The 13011-nt window shown below is 35.0% G+C and carries 14 protein-coding genes; 1 reads left to right on the top strand and 13 read right to left on the bottom strand.

Going from position 1 to position 13011, the window contains the following annotated elements:
- Positions 1 to 89: 89 nt before the first annotated feature.
- The 10 genes from trmD to CC92_RS0102940 all read right to left on the bottom strand — a co-directional run bounded on the left by trmD (position 90) and on the right by CC92_RS0102940 (position 7361).
- Positions 90 to 920, bottom strand: coding sequence for a tRNA (guanosine(37)-N1)-methyltransferase TrmD (gene trmD, locus CC92_RS0102895; protein ID WP_029504584.1), 831 nt, complete (start codon positions 918 to 920; stop codon positions 90 to 92).
- A gap of 116 nt (positions 921 to 1036) precedes the next feature.
- Entirely contained in the window at positions 1037 to 1546 is a 510-nt protein-coding gene (gene rimM / locus CC92_RS0102900) for a ribosome maturation factor RimM (RefSeq protein WP_029504583.1), read from the bottom strand.
- A 241-nt stretch (positions 1547 to 1787) separates the two neighbouring features.
- Positions 1788 to 2018, bottom strand: coding sequence for a KH domain-containing protein (locus CC92_RS0102905; RefSeq protein WP_012200422.1), 231 nt, complete (start codon positions 2016 to 2018; stop codon positions 1788 to 1790).
- Positions 2019 to 2034: 16 nt separating this feature from the next.
- Entirely contained in the window at positions 2035 to 2280 is a 246-nt protein-coding gene (gene rpsP / locus CC92_RS0102910; protein WP_029504582.1) for a 30S ribosomal protein S16, read from the bottom strand.
- A gap of 203 nt (positions 2281 to 2483) precedes the next feature.
- Positions 2484 to 3848, bottom strand: a complete 1365-nt coding sequence (gene ffh, locus CC92_RS0102915; protein ID WP_029504581.1) for a signal recognition particle protein — start codon at positions 3846 to 3848, stop codon at positions 2484 to 2486.
- Between the two features lie 116 nt (positions 3849 to 3964).
- Positions 3965 to 4345 (bottom strand): YlxM family DNA-binding protein, encoded by a 381-nt coding sequence (gene ylxM / locus CC92_RS0102920; RefSeq protein ID WP_029504580.1) that lies wholly within the window; start codon positions 4343 to 4345, stop codon positions 3965 to 3967.
- Positions 4346 to 4650: 305 nt separating this feature from the next.
- The gene (locus CC92_RS0102925; RefSeq protein WP_029504579.1) at positions 4651 to 4998 is read right to left on the bottom strand and encodes a VOC family protein; all 348 of its coding nucleotides are present in this window, start codon (positions 4996 to 4998) and stop codon (positions 4651 to 4653) included.
- Between the two features lie 119 nt (positions 4999 to 5117).
- Positions 5118 to 5921, bottom strand: coding sequence for a hypothetical protein (locus CC92_RS0102930; RefSeq protein ID WP_155998454.1), 804 nt, complete (start codon positions 5919 to 5921; stop codon positions 5118 to 5120).
- A 20-nt stretch (positions 5922 to 5941) separates the two neighbouring features.
- On the bottom strand, positions 5942 to 6289 hold the full coding sequence (locus CC92_RS0102935; RefSeq protein ID WP_029504577.1) for a hypothetical protein: 348 nt from the start codon (positions 6287 to 6289) through the stop codon (positions 5942 to 5944).
- Positions 6279 to 7361 carry a hypothetical protein gene (locus CC92_RS0102940; RefSeq protein ID WP_029504576.1) on the bottom strand — a complete coding sequence of 361 codons (1083 nt, stop codon included), beginning with the start codon at positions 7359 to 7361 and terminating at the stop codon, positions 6279 to 6281. The genes CC92_RS0102935 and CC92_RS0102940 overlap by 11 nt, the downstream gene beginning before the upstream one ends.
- Positions 7362 to 7967: 606 nt before the next feature.
- Here CC92_RS0102940 and CC92_RS0102945 point away from each other — a divergent pair.
- Entirely contained in the window at positions 7968 to 8864 is an 897-nt protein-coding gene (locus tag CC92_RS0102945) for an acyltransferase domain-containing protein (RefSeq protein ID WP_029504575.1), read from the top strand.
- Between the two features lie 282 nt (positions 8865 to 9146).
- Here the strand turns inward: CC92_RS0102945 and CC92_RS0102950 are convergent, their stop codons facing one another.
- From CC92_RS0102950 to CC92_RS0102960, 3 genes are all read right to left on the bottom strand, one after another.
- Positions 9147 to 9908, bottom strand: coding sequence for a DODA-type extradiol aromatic ring-opening family dioxygenase (locus CC92_RS0102950; protein ID WP_029504574.1), 762 nt, complete (start codon positions 9906 to 9908; stop codon positions 9147 to 9149).
- Positions 9909 to 9999: 91 nt separating this feature from the next.
- Positions 10000 to 10848 carry a GNAT family N-acetyltransferase gene (locus CC92_RS0102955; RefSeq protein ID WP_029504573.1) on the bottom strand — a complete coding sequence of 283 codons (849 nt, stop codon included), beginning with the start codon at positions 10846 to 10848 and terminating at the stop codon, positions 10000 to 10002.
- A gap of 253 nt (positions 10849 to 11101) precedes the next feature.
- On the bottom strand, positions 11102 to 12508 hold the full coding sequence (locus CC92_RS0102960) for an NADP-dependent glyceraldehyde-3-phosphate dehydrogenase (protein WP_242841363.1): 1407 nt from the start codon (positions 12506 to 12508) through the stop codon (positions 11102 to 11104).
- Positions 12509 to 13011 lie beyond the last annotated feature (503 nt).

A 13011-nucleotide genomic window follows, 5' to 3' on the forward strand; every position in this document is an offset into this window, starting at 1 on the left:
TACCCTCCAATGAATAATTGCAATAATAACACATAGTTAGATTCGTGTCAATTACTTAAAAGCTGTGAAATAGTAGTGAAACCTCACTCTTAGTCCTCTTTTGAATCTTCCTTCACTCGTAATTCTTCTAAAAACTGCTTTTCCTTTTTACTTAACACAGCATCTTCTAGCAATTCTGGGCGATTGTGTAATGTTCTAATAATCGATTGTTCTCTTCGCCACTTCTCGATATTCGCATGATGACCAGACAATAAGACCTCTGGTACTTTTTCCTCCATAAATACTTCCGGTCTAGTATACTGAGGATATTCAAGCAGATTGTCCTGTAATGATTCGAATTCCGCAGAGGCATTGTTATTTAATACACCGGGAATCAACCTGGAAATCGCATCCATCATAACCATGACAGGAAGCTCTCCTCCTGTAAGAATATAATCCCCAATGGAAACATAATCCGTTACAATTCTATCAAGTACACGCTCATCAATACCTTCATAATGACCACATAGAAAAACTAAATCTTCTTCTTTTGCAAATTCTTCTGCCATCTTTTGGTGAAATACTTTTCCTTGTGGTGTTAAATAGATGACACGAGGACGTTTGGTTTCATTATCTGTATCTTTAAATGGTTCCTCTTTTACTATTTCCATAGTATCTTCCTGAGGTAACGCTTGTTTTTTCTGATTAATCGTCTTCATCACATGCTCATAGGTACGATAAACAGGTCCTGGTGCCATAACCATACCAGCACCTCCGCCATAGGGATAATCATCTACTCTACGATGCTTGTCCTCTGAAAACTCTCTGATGTCGACTGCATTAATTGTAAGTAGCCCCTTTTCCATAGCACGACCAATAATGCTTGTATTCATAGCTTGATGTATCATGTCAGGAAAAAGTGTCATTACATGATAATTCATATGGTATCCCTCCAAGGTAGTAAAAGTTCGTAACTTTCCACTACGATTTGTATGATAAATTAACTTATTTCTAATGTCAAAGCGGATATTCGCAATCCGCTTCGCTACTTGCAAGCTTAATCCACAAGCCCTGGAAGTAAATGCACCACAACTTTTCTCTCTTCCATATCTATCTTTTTCACACAGTCATCGATATAAGGAATGAGTATCTCTTTCCCCTGTTTTGTTTTTATTACAAATACATCATTTGCTCCTGTTTGTAATACTTCGGTTAATTCACCTAAAGAACTTCCATCTTCCTCCTCTGCTTGTAGCCCAATTAAATCACAGATAAAAAATTCTCCTTCGGAAAGATCTACAGCATTCTCTCTAGTAATAAGTAAATCTTTACCCTTATATTTTTCAATCTCATTTATATTATCAAAACCTTTGAATTTAAGAATGACAAATTGTTTAAAGAATTTAACATTCTCAATCTCCAGCTCCTTTTTTTCTTTTCCAGTGTCAAGAAGAACCATCTTTAATTTTTTAAAACGGTTCATATCATCAGTTGTAGGAAATACCTTAACTTCTCCTTTAATTCCATGAGTAGAAGAGATTACCCCAACTCGTAATAAATCTTCCATTCCTACCTCCATTCCCATGCAGACTCTCTGCACGTAGACGTTTCATTAAATTCTAAATTAGATAAAAATTTAACGTCTTTCTCTATCTTAGTATATTACTAAGAATAGCTTATACCAAAACATGAAAAAAAACACAGCAAACCAATCAATTAGAGTAGCTCTAACTGAATTAGCCTGCTGCGCGCATTCTAAAGCTGTTACAACGTCCTTCCATCCGGTATAGGTGAAAGAATTCCGCTGATTACTGCAGTATCTCTACCACGACTTTCTTGTCATCTTTTGTTGCGGCAGCTTTCACGACGGTACGTATAGACTTGGCAATACGGCCTTGCTTGCCGATTACTTTCCCCATATCCTCCGGTGCAACCTTAAGTTCAACAATGATTGACTTGTCTGTTTCAGTTTCTGTGACAACAACTTCTTCCGGATGATCTACGAGTGACATAGCAATTACCTGAACTAATTCCTTCATTACTCTTCACCTCCGCTTATTTCACGATACCGGCTTTCTTGAAAAGTCTGTTGATTGTCTCAGTTGGCTGAGCACCATCTGCTAACCACTTCTTAGCTGCTTCCGCATCTACGTTAAAAGCGCTAGGCTCCTGTGTAGGATCGTAAGTTCCGATTTCTGCGATGAACTTACCATCTCTTGGAGATCTGGAATCAGCAACGATTACTCTATAGAAAGGAGCCTTTTTCTGACCCATTCTCTTTAATCTGATCTTTACTGCCATGTTACAATTCACCTCCTTAAAATATATAGATCTGAAAATTCAAATCTCATTATTAATGTCAAGGAAAAGTTCGCAAAACGTACTTTTTCTTGTATATAATTGAATTGTAAAATCTACGATACGTCATAAATCATACAAGTCAAAACTTCATTAAAACACCGTGAGTTACCCACGATTCAAGTGCTTTCTAATAATAACACTTCTTACAGTCCAAATGGCATGCGGAATTTCTTCTTTCCTTTTCCTCCAAGCATTCCAGAAAACTGTTTCATCATCTTGCGGGTTTCACCGAATTGTTTTACTACACGGTTTACCTCACTAAGATCAACACCCGCACCATCTGCAATACGTTTTTTACGGGATGGATTAAGAAGATCTGGGTTACGGCGTTCTTCCTTGGTCATTGAGTAAATAATGGCTTCAATGCCCTTTAGAGCATTTTCTCCTTCATCCCAGTCAATGTCTTTCATGTTGGCTTTGTTTCCCATGCCACCCATACCACCTGGTAACATCTCAACCAACTTCTGAATTCCACCCATCTTCTTCATCTGTTGCATCTGTTCTAGATAATCATTAAAATCAAATTCTGCTTTTTTGATTTTACGTTCCAGCTCTTTTGCCTTGTCTTCATCAATTTCTGCTTGAACTTTATCAATCAGGGTAAGCACATCACCCATGCCAAGGATTCTGCTCGCCATACGATCCGGATAGAATTGTTCCAAATCAGAGAGCTTCTCTCCCATACCAATATATAGAATAGGTTTTCCGGTTACTGCACGAATGGATAACGCAGCACCACCACGGGTGTCACCATCGAGCTTTGTAAGAATGACTCCGGTAATACCAATTTTCTCATTAAAAGTCTCCGCTACATTTACAGCATCCTGACCAGTCATTGCGTCTACTGTGAGGATTACATGATCGATATGAATATTTTCCTTAATCTCAATCAACTCATCCATCATCTCTTCATCAATATGAAGACGACCGGCAGTATCGATAATTACAACATTATTACCATTCTTTGTCGCATGTTCCATCGCTGCTTTTGCAATGTTCACCGGCTTATGGTTTGTTCCCATAGCAAATACAGGAACCCCTTGTTTTTCGCCATTAATCTGTAATTGATCTATCGCAGCTGGACGATATATATCACCTGCTACTAATAATGGTTTCTTGCCTTTTGCTTTAAACTTTCCAGCAAGCTTAGCAATCGTGGTTGTTTTACCAGCACCCTGTAAACCGCACATCATAATCACGGTAATATCACTACCAGGCTTTAAGGTAAGTTCGGTGGTTTCATCTCCCATGAGTTTAACCATCTCTTCATTCACGATTTTTATAACCATCTGACCAGGAGTTAAGCTAGTCATAACTTCTTGACCAATTGCTCGCTCCTGTACTGAATTTACAAAGTTTTTAACAACCTTAAAGTTAACATCCGCTTCTAAAAGTGCCATCTTAACTTCACGTAACGCTAGCTTAACGTCCGCTTCAGAAAGCTTTCCTTTGCCACGGAGGTTTTTAAACACATTTTGCAATTTTTCTGATAAGCTTTCAAATGCCATAATAACCTCAATTCTGGCGATATTACGCCTTTTTTATAACGATGGCATATTTGTGAGTCTACACAAATTGCTGTACTTTTTTCTCCCCGACACTGCGTCTTATACTATTCATACATTTATAGGTCATTCAGAATATCGTCTGACAGTTCTTCAACCAAATTAATTTTAGTTAAATCCTTTGTCTGTTTTATCTCTTCTGAAATTTGTTTGATTTGATTTACTTTCTGCTTCGTAGAATTGAACTTATCTACAAGTCGTAGCTTCTCTTCATACTCTTTTAATTTTTTCGTACATCGCTTGATGATATCGTGTACACCTTGTCTACTAAGTCCGGTATCATCTGCTATTTCACTTAATGAATAATCATTTAAGATATAGTCAGAAAAAATTTGTTTTTTATGATCTCCGAGCAGTTCACCGTAGAAGTCAAATAACATGGATAAGGTGACGACTTCTTGTAAGCGGTCATCTTCTCTTTTGGAGTTTTCCAAAACCATTTGTTTTGCCCTCCTTTGGAACCGACTTATCTGATGTCACTATCACAGCCTTAGAGGTTAAAGTTTTGATAGCTTTTACTCATCGATTCATGCTGTAAAGAGATTTACTTTACAGTTAGTTATTATATGATATGAAAAATTGTTTGTCAAGTATTTTTCTTTACACAGATTAATTTATTTTTCTTTGTACATATTAATTTGTTTTATCGCAGGATTAATTATATTTACTCGACATCATGTTACTTATTATTTTCATTTCAGTGTTTTACTTCTTTAGTAACTTCCTAACATACTTTATCTAAGAGTTAAGAAATAATTTCTCTTAAGTATACTACATTTCCATCAGGATCGAAGAAGCTCATATTCTTAGTTCCCCAGGGTCTAGTTGTTGGCTCTTCTATCACCTTAGCTCCAAGTTTTAAAACCTTTTGATATTCCTTTTCTATATCTTCTACAGTAAAAGCGATACAGATATTTTGATTCTTATTATTTTTCACACTGCCATCATCGTAGATTGTTAACATCGTTTCTTGTTCTATTATCGTCTGATGAACTTCATCGTTACTATTGTTCTCAACTTCAAGTAATTCTTTATAAAACATTGACATTCTTATCACCTGATTGGTTAATAGAGATACTTCACCTAGCTTCATTGCGCCCATCACCCCTTTATTTAATTGTTGAGATTGGAATGCATCCCCCATCCCAATTGTCATACTGAGAAAATTTAATCTCTTTTGTATAATTTATTTAAAAATAGTAGTACTAAAAGTTATTTATGTTTATAAATCTTATGTATTAAAAGAAAAGTTCCTACAATTACCACTAGAACTAAAACAGCTGCAACTAGAAACGGTAGATATTCCCCATCCATAGGACTCCACTCTGGCTCTACTGGTGGGATAAGGTCTTCCTTTACAATTTTTTTTACAGGAAGGTCTTCCTTTTCTGGATCACTCAAGCAAACCCAGGAATTCACTTTTCCAAAATAATATCCAAGGTACCCCCAATCTCGTCCATCTTCATCCGTGTAAACAGAAGATATATGGCTGGCATCTAACTCCTTAAATCTTCTTACAACCTCTCCTGATCCAGGATATAACCACACAAGTATTTCATTTTTTACCTGATAGTCTTTAAACTCACCTTGATAATTACTTAACTCGCTTTCATGATCATTATAAAAGGCGATTCCATCATATTTTAGATAACAGTCAGCATCTGGAATCCATCCTTTTTTATAAGTTACAGAGCCATCGTTTGCTTTGATAGGTACTTCACAGTATAGCCAAGTTGTACCTGACTTATCATAGGAAAATCCGACATAAAATTCAGTCTCATTTGTTACCTTATAGACGGAAAGCTTCGATTCTGGGTTTACATAGATAGTACTATAACCTTTCTCACCATTTGCAATGTAAAACCTACTCACATATGTACAAGAATTACGATGACTTCTGTAAAACGCATCCTCTGGTTCAACAATAAGGTCTGCTTTTACAATTTTGCTAGTTGAAAAGAATACGAATAAGCATAACATAAACCAGGTAATCCATCTCGTTATTTTTCTAACCATAAACATACCTTCCTTCCTTATTATAAAAACCAGTTTATAACCCATCCAATGAAATATGAGAAGACATTAGCCATAATACTAAATAGTACTGGATGAAAAACCTGCTTTGCATATTTTCGATATAATAACGCTTCTATCCCAATCACAAGTAATTCCAAGGGAAGCTTTATAAGAAGTCCACCAAAAGAGAATGTAACCAGCAACCAGGTATGAATCAGTACAACCGGGGGATTTGTAAGTACATTACCTAAGCAAATGAGCAGATAATCTTTCTTATCCCGTACACCATAGCATATCGCGAATAGGACTTCTATTAGGATCGTCAGTATTAAGGATAATAACAGTAATTGGATAATTTCAAGAAACATGCTCTTCTCCTTTGCAAAAACAGATTAGGATCAACAGGGAGATTACCGTGATAACACTAGCAATTCCTAAATTTGTAATTACGTTTTTATTTAAATAATATGGTAAGTAGCCTAAAAACAAGGCAAACGTAAGTATTCCAAATGCAAATCCTTTCGCCTTCGGTATGATTTGCGATATGATATGAAGTGTTATTGGCATCGTCATATTAAATAAAAATACTGCAAGGATACCAAAAAACGGATGCTGTGCCATAGGAAAACAGAAAGCAGCTAATAGCAGTGAAATAAAAATCGTGTTATTTCTACCTATGAAATCGTTTACTATGCCTCCTAAAGCTTTACCAAATACGACACTACAGATAAACAGTATGGCAAAAACAGAAGAGGATTTCCATGAGAAGGTCAATGCCACCCCCATATAAGACCGTAATCCAACTACAATCATAAGTCCTATAATCAATAGTAATCCTTTATAAAACTTAGCATCATTCTTCTCTTCACTCCCACTATCGTTCGGTATTACGAGCTGAAGATTAACAGGAGCATTTTCCGTAACGAAGGTTTTTCGTTTTAGAGTATTATGTAGCAGCAGAATAAGGAAAAGAATGCCTAGAGCACCTATCACCCAATAAGGAGGAATACTTTTTTCTCTACCAAGCATTCCACCAAAATAAATTCCAATAGCACCAGGAGACACAAAAATACCTAGGGTCGAAGCTTTTCCTTTGCTGACATTCATCACTTCAATACCACCGCCAATATGAAAGAACGCATTACCAAGACCTGCTAATATCGCTAACAATAGAAATGGCAGATTAGGAACATACGAAATAATAACAAAGCCAACCCCAAGTAAAGCAACCGACACATTTCGATTTAATTTATCTGCAAGTAAGCCAATTGGCATCTGAAGGGCAAACGCACAGAAATTATAAATCAGTATCGATAGCCACCACATTCTATCAAGGCTTAGGGTATGAAAAACTATGTATGCACATGCAAAGTCAATCACAAAATGTGCAAATGAAAAGACATGTATTGACCTAATGAGTTTATAAAAAACTTTCTTCACATCAATCTCCTCTTTCCTTTATTGATCAGTGACCTTAATTTTATATAAATAAACTTATCAGAAGATACAAAGCAGATTCCGATAAAAGATGCGCTTTTTGCACCATCAATCGATGATAGAAACATAATTTTTATTTCTATCACTAATTATAGCAACAATACTAAAATATTCCAACTTACAAATTTCTTACGTGTTTTAAGGAATTATTCTATAAGGAATCAATCTATTCATAGAAATACAAGAATGCAAAGATATTTTATCCTTCCAAGGACAAATAAAGATTGATAGCTATGGATGTTCAAGATATAATTAAATTAGTTTCGTATGGTTCAAAGATTAGATTTACATCAGAATTCTGGTGAGTGCTTCTTATGAAAAATAACGAGTAGCTTCTCCCTATGAAACTGATTGGAATCATTGCAGGAAGTAAATTAACATATTTCAAACAAAGAATCGAAAGGATTAAGTAATCAGACTATTTTCTTAACCGATGTCCCCATGATATCTTAAAAGTGAAATGTTGTAATTCTTATGTTGTTATTCTTATTTAGTTAATACCAAAAAAGTTACTTATTACCTAATAACAAGGGATAGAAAGGATGGATTATGAACGACTACTTTATAGAATTTTGTGAACGGTATGATTATCCAAAACAGGCAATCAAATACTTACTCTCCTCTTATCAAACTTTACTCTCACATCATGATGCTTTTTCCATATTTGAGTCCTTTGTAAAACAATATGAAGTGGATGAGACATTTGAAATCAAAAACTGTTATCCACAATTAGAAGAGCTTGCAAGTAAAACAACTATCAATCCTTATACCATTTATCTTCTCTTCTTTCTTTCACTCTCGAAAAGTACTAAGAAAAAGTACATAGCAAAAAATTATTCCATTGATATATATAATGAATCTATGGCTGATCTAAAATATAAGATGCTAGAGTGTTATCAATTACATGGAGTTTATGGAAATTGTGTTCCCTGGTGGGAAGATGGTTTTTTTCAATTAACCCGTGTGGGGCTTGGGCGACTCCAATATGAAATTATTGAAAATGATACCACCCTTGTTATCAATGGTCACTTGATTTCCCAAGGTGATACTGTAGTAAACATTCATATTCCTTCTAGTGGTCCGTTAACCGTACAGGATTGCATAGACTCCTTTTGTAAAGCGGAAGAATTTTATAAGGAATACTTTAAAGGAAGACCTACCGTGTTTGTATGCCACTCCTGGTTACTATTTCCGCATCACCTAGAGTTCCTCCCAAAGAACTCTAATATTCTGAATTTTTTGAAACTATTCACCATTTATCATACCGAGTTTGATGAGAAGAAATCTGATTTATGGCGAATCTTTTACCAAGATACAAATAAACCAGTGTCAGAGTTACCAAGAACTACTTCGTTACAACGAGCATATGCAGACTGGCTATTGCAAGGAAAGTCCGTAGGCTGTGGAGAAGGTATCTTCTTGTTTCAGAACGGTAAGATACTTTAAGAAGCTACAATCATTCACCAAACTAGAAACTACAATTCTACACCTAGCTAAGAAGCTACAATCATTCTATACAAAAAATAAAGCTAATTTTCCTACAAGTAATTTCTTTTTGCTAGGAAAATTAGCTCTTTTTCAATTTTTTATTTTGATATCTCGTATTTAAACTATATAAATGACTATATTATGATAGCATAAAACCCATGTACCATATCATATTCTGCAATACGTGTGAATAACACTTCAACATATACTATTAATTTATCTTCAGCATATGTACAATTTCTAACATTCAAAAATGAGATACGTAAGCGTTCCAAAATTATAGCTTCGATGAAGTAATACAGGCTTATTCTTATGGCCACTACCTAACGCTATAAATAATGGTACCATGTGTTCTTCTCTTGGAACGGCTAATGTCGCATGAGGAGCCAGTTTCTGATATGAAAATAACTCATCAAGTTTTTTATGTTCTACCTTATTCACAAGCCAATCATCAAATTCCACAGCCCATCTAATTGGTTCTTTTACATCAGCTAACGTACTGAGATTGTGAACCGTTGAGCCGCTTCCTATCACAAGGATATCCTCCTCTCCAAGTGACTTTAATGCTTCACCTATTTTGTACTGCTCCTCCATTGGCATAAAAGGATTCACAGAAACCTGTACGACCGGTATCTCTGCATCTGGATACATTAGGTACAAGATGTCCCAAGCTCCATGATCAAGTCCTCTCTTCTCATCAAGATGACTCTCGATACCACAATTGGTAAGTAAACTCTTCGCTTTTAAAGCAATTTCCTGTGAGCCTTTTGCAGGATATTTTAATGCATACAGCTCTTTTGGAAATCCATAAAAATCATAAATCATATCATAGATACCATTGATAGATGAAATCGTCGTAATCTCATTTTCCCAATGAGCTGTAAAAACTACAATCGCCTTTGGTATCATCTTAGATCCAAACTCTTTTAAAAATGTTGTATATTCATTCTTCTCAAATACGATGGATGGTCCGCCATGACATATAAATAATGATGAAATCATATTTCATACCTTCCTTTCTTGTGTATTTTAGTTTATAAAAATTATATTGTTAAGTTTGAAATAACGCCCCACAAGTCAGCGTAATACTTCTTTATTCTACATGTAACAACATCTCATACTGCCCCACATAAGCAACAAATCCTACCTTATCCAAAAAGCCCTCCATGGAATTTAATGGTATTTCTATATTAAGAATACTTAATTTTAAAGCCTCTGTATTTTTTGCAAGTTCAGAAAGTATACTACTTGCCACCCCTTTCCCCCTATGTTCTTTATGAACAGCTATTTGAGGAATATCACCTGTCCTTTTATCGACGATTCCATAACCTATGATTAAGTTATTGTGTCGGACAATAGCATAATAAAAGTCTTCCGGTACTGCTATCACGGAAGCTATTGAATTCTGCCAAGAGGGATTAAAATCCAAAAATTCCTTTAATTCATCTAAATTGATACTTTCAACTCCTTGGGCTTCGTATGTAATTTCAGGGGATAACTTGCTTTTCTCCATATGATAACACTGAAATGATCTTTGAATCTGAAATCCCTGTTTCTGATATAATGAAACTGCGGATTCATTCGTCTGCAAGACTTCAAGCAGATACTGTCCGATGCCTCTTTCTCTCATCTTTTCTTTCACGAGTAGTAGCATTTCACTTGTAATACCGCGTCTTCTATAGTCCGATACCACACCAGTTCCAAGGTCATATACTGTTTTCTTACCGTTCCATTCTCGATAACCATTTAAAACAAACGCAACTAATCTATTGTTTTCAAATGCTCCTATCGATAGTTCAGGATGAAATCCTCTCCTCTTTAACATTTGATGAAACTTCCAAAATGGTAATTCAATTTTAACCTGATAATCAGAAAAAGCTTCCACAAAAGCGATGTGTATTGTTTCTATTTTTGTATCCTCTAACATTTTATAACAAATCATTTATAACCTCCATTCCTGCATATCTCATGTATTGTGCTTAGTTCAGCACAGTCACGAAAAAATATGGTTGTAATATTTAACAACCTAACCAACTAACACTTGAATCGATTTCTAATGCTAATAACATGATTTATTACAGAAAGAAAATTCTTGATATATAAATAATACAAGCATTTAAGAACTTGTAAGGGAATAAGAAAAGAGATATAAGAATTAATGCATAATAAAATAATTCTTATATCTCCATATCCTATTAATGCCTTGATAAATTAATCACTGTTGCTTTTGGACGTGTCATAGTTTCAATAGAATATCGAATTCCTTGAGTACCAAGACCTGAGGATTTTACCCCCAAGAACGGAAAATGATCTGGGCCTCGTTCTGTTTTGTTATTAATTTGAACTGTACCAACCTCTAATTTGTCTGCTAGTGAGAATGCATCGTTAATATTTTGAGTGAATACTGCACTTTGTAAACCGTAATCTGATTGATTGGCAATTTCAATTGCTTCCTCCACAGATTTAACACGTATGACAGGTAATACAGGTCCAAATGGCTCTTCCCAAGCGATTCTCATATCTGTTGTTACATGATCAAATAGTGTTGGAGTAATTAAGTTTCCACTTCTCTCACCGCCTGTAATTAAAGTTGCTCCTTTTTTCAACGCATCCTCAATTAATCCCCAAACAAAATCAGCCGCCTTATCACTGATTAGTGGTACTATCGTAACATCTTTTTCCGAGGGATTTCCTGACTTTAGTTGTTCAATAAGCACTTTCATTTTCTCAACTAAAGTATCTGCTATCGTTTCATCTACTAAAATTCGTTTAACAGCAGTACATCTTTGCCCAGAATAAGAATAGCCACCGGCAACTATATTTTTTGCCGCTAGATCTAAATCGGCATCTTTTAATACAATAGCAGCATCTTTTCCGCCAAGCTCCATCATGACTGGTACCATCGAAGTAATTTCTGAAATGTGTTTACCAACTTCCGTACTTCCAGTAAAGTTAATAAAATCAATGTCTTTATGTGTTACTACATAGTCTCCTATCTCGGAACCTTTTCCAGTAATAACCGTTAAAGCCCCTTCTGGTATTCCAGCCTTATAAAATAAATTTGCCAGATAAACACCACTTAAGGCCCCTTGCGTAGCAGGTTTAAACACTACCGTATTTCCTCCCACTAAAGCAGGTGCTATTTTAGAAGCTGCTAGGTTCACCGGATAATTAAATGGTGATATGGCTAGTACTACACCCAAAGGGACTCTGGTAACCATTGATAATTTATCCTGGCCAAAGCCCGGGAAACGATCACTCTGAATCGCCTCTCCTTGCATACTTTTTGCTATATCTGTAGTAAAACGAATAAAATCTGCAGTTCTTGATACTTCAGAACGTGCTGACTTTTCATCCTTCGCGATCTCCTTCATAAGTAAGGCTGAAAGTTCATCGATATGTTCCAATAGTAAATCTGCAACTTTGTTAATTCTATCTGCTTTTTCATAGAGAGGTATACTCTTCCATTCCGCAAATGCTCTTCTCGATTCCTCTATTTTTTCATCTACTTGCTGTTTTGTCATAGCAGGTACAGTACCCAATACTTCATTATCAATGGGTGATCTAATCTCTATTTTATTATCTGTATCCTTATTACTCATACTATCACTCCTTTCAAAAGTGTTATATATCATTCTTACGCTAATTTTATAATTTGATTCATTCCTAATGTGTTTAATATGATTATTTACATATTCATGGCTGTTCTTAAGTTAAACTTTAATACGGCTTTTTGATTCACTGTTAATGTAAATTAATGTACAATAACTTAGATTCATTCCTATTTTTATAAAACTTATTTATTATCGACCTGTACTATTATCAATATACTTCTATTAGAAGCATATGTCAATTCAATTCGTTCTCTCAATTTTCTTTCTGAAAAAATACATGAAAAGTGAGATTTTTCATAGCTTATATCAGTTCTTTCTCAGTTTACCTGAATATAATCATATTTCTATTCAAATGATTCATTATTATATCACCAAAACAGTTTATTATCAATAATAGTTTTTATTATTAATGTTTTTATTATCAATAAAAGGTAGAAACGTTTAGAAAAATATTAGCTAGATTTAGTTGAAAATATATTTTTAAAAGCAGT

The organism is Lachnoclostridium phytofermentans, assembly GCF_000733755.1.
GTDB classification, from domain to species: domain Bacteria; phylum Bacillota; class Clostridia; order Lachnospirales; family Lachnospiraceae; genus Lachnoclostridium; species Lachnoclostridium phytofermentans_A.

Coding starts and splice junctions, on each gene's coding strand:
- CC92_RS0102950 (WP_029504574.1), bottom strand. CDS start 9,908: ATGATTTCATCATTATTTATATGTCATGGCGGACCATCCATCGTATTT.
- rimM (WP_029504583.1), bottom strand. CDS start 1,546: ATGGAAGATTTATTACGAGTTGGGGTAATCTCTTCTACTCATGGAATT.
- CC92_RS0102930 (WP_155998454.1), bottom strand. CDS start 5,921: ATGGTTAGAAAAATAACGAGATGGATTACCTGGTTTATGTTATGCTTA.
- ffh (WP_029504581.1), bottom strand. CDS start 3,848: ATGGCATTTGAAAGCTTATCAGAAAAATTGCAAAATGTGTTTAAAAAC.
- CC92_RS0102935 (WP_029504577.1), bottom strand. CDS start 6,289: ATGTTTCTTGAAATTATCCAATTACTGTTATTATCCTTAATACTGACG.
- CC92_RS0102945 (WP_029504575.1), top strand. CDS start 7,968: ATGAACGACTACTTTATAGAATTTTGTGAACGGTATGATTATCCAAAA.
- CC92_RS0102925 (WP_029504579.1), bottom strand. CDS start 4,998: ATGAAGCTAGGTGAAGTATCTCTATTAACCAATCAGGTGATAAGAATG.
- ylxM (WP_029504580.1), bottom strand. CDS start 4,345: ATGGTTTTGGAAAACTCCAAAAGAGAAGATGACCGCTTACAAGAAGTC.
- rpsP (WP_029504582.1), bottom strand. CDS start 2,280: ATGGCAGTAAAGATCAGATTAAAGAGAATGGGTCAGAAAAAGGCTCCT.
- trmD (WP_029504584.1), bottom strand. CDS start 920: ATGAATTATCATGTAATGACACTTTTTCCTGACATGATACATCAAGCT.
- CC92_RS0102955 (WP_029504573.1), bottom strand. CDS start 10,848: ATGATTTGTTATAAAATGTTAGAGGATACAAAAATAGAAACAATACAC.
- CC92_RS0102905 (WP_012200422.1), bottom strand. CDS start 2,018: ATGAAGGAATTAGTTCAGGTAATTGCTATGTCACTCGTAGATCATCCG.
- CC92_RS0102960 (WP_242841363.1), bottom strand. CDS start 12,508: ATGAGTAATAAGGATACAGATAATAAAATAGAGATTAGATCACCCATT.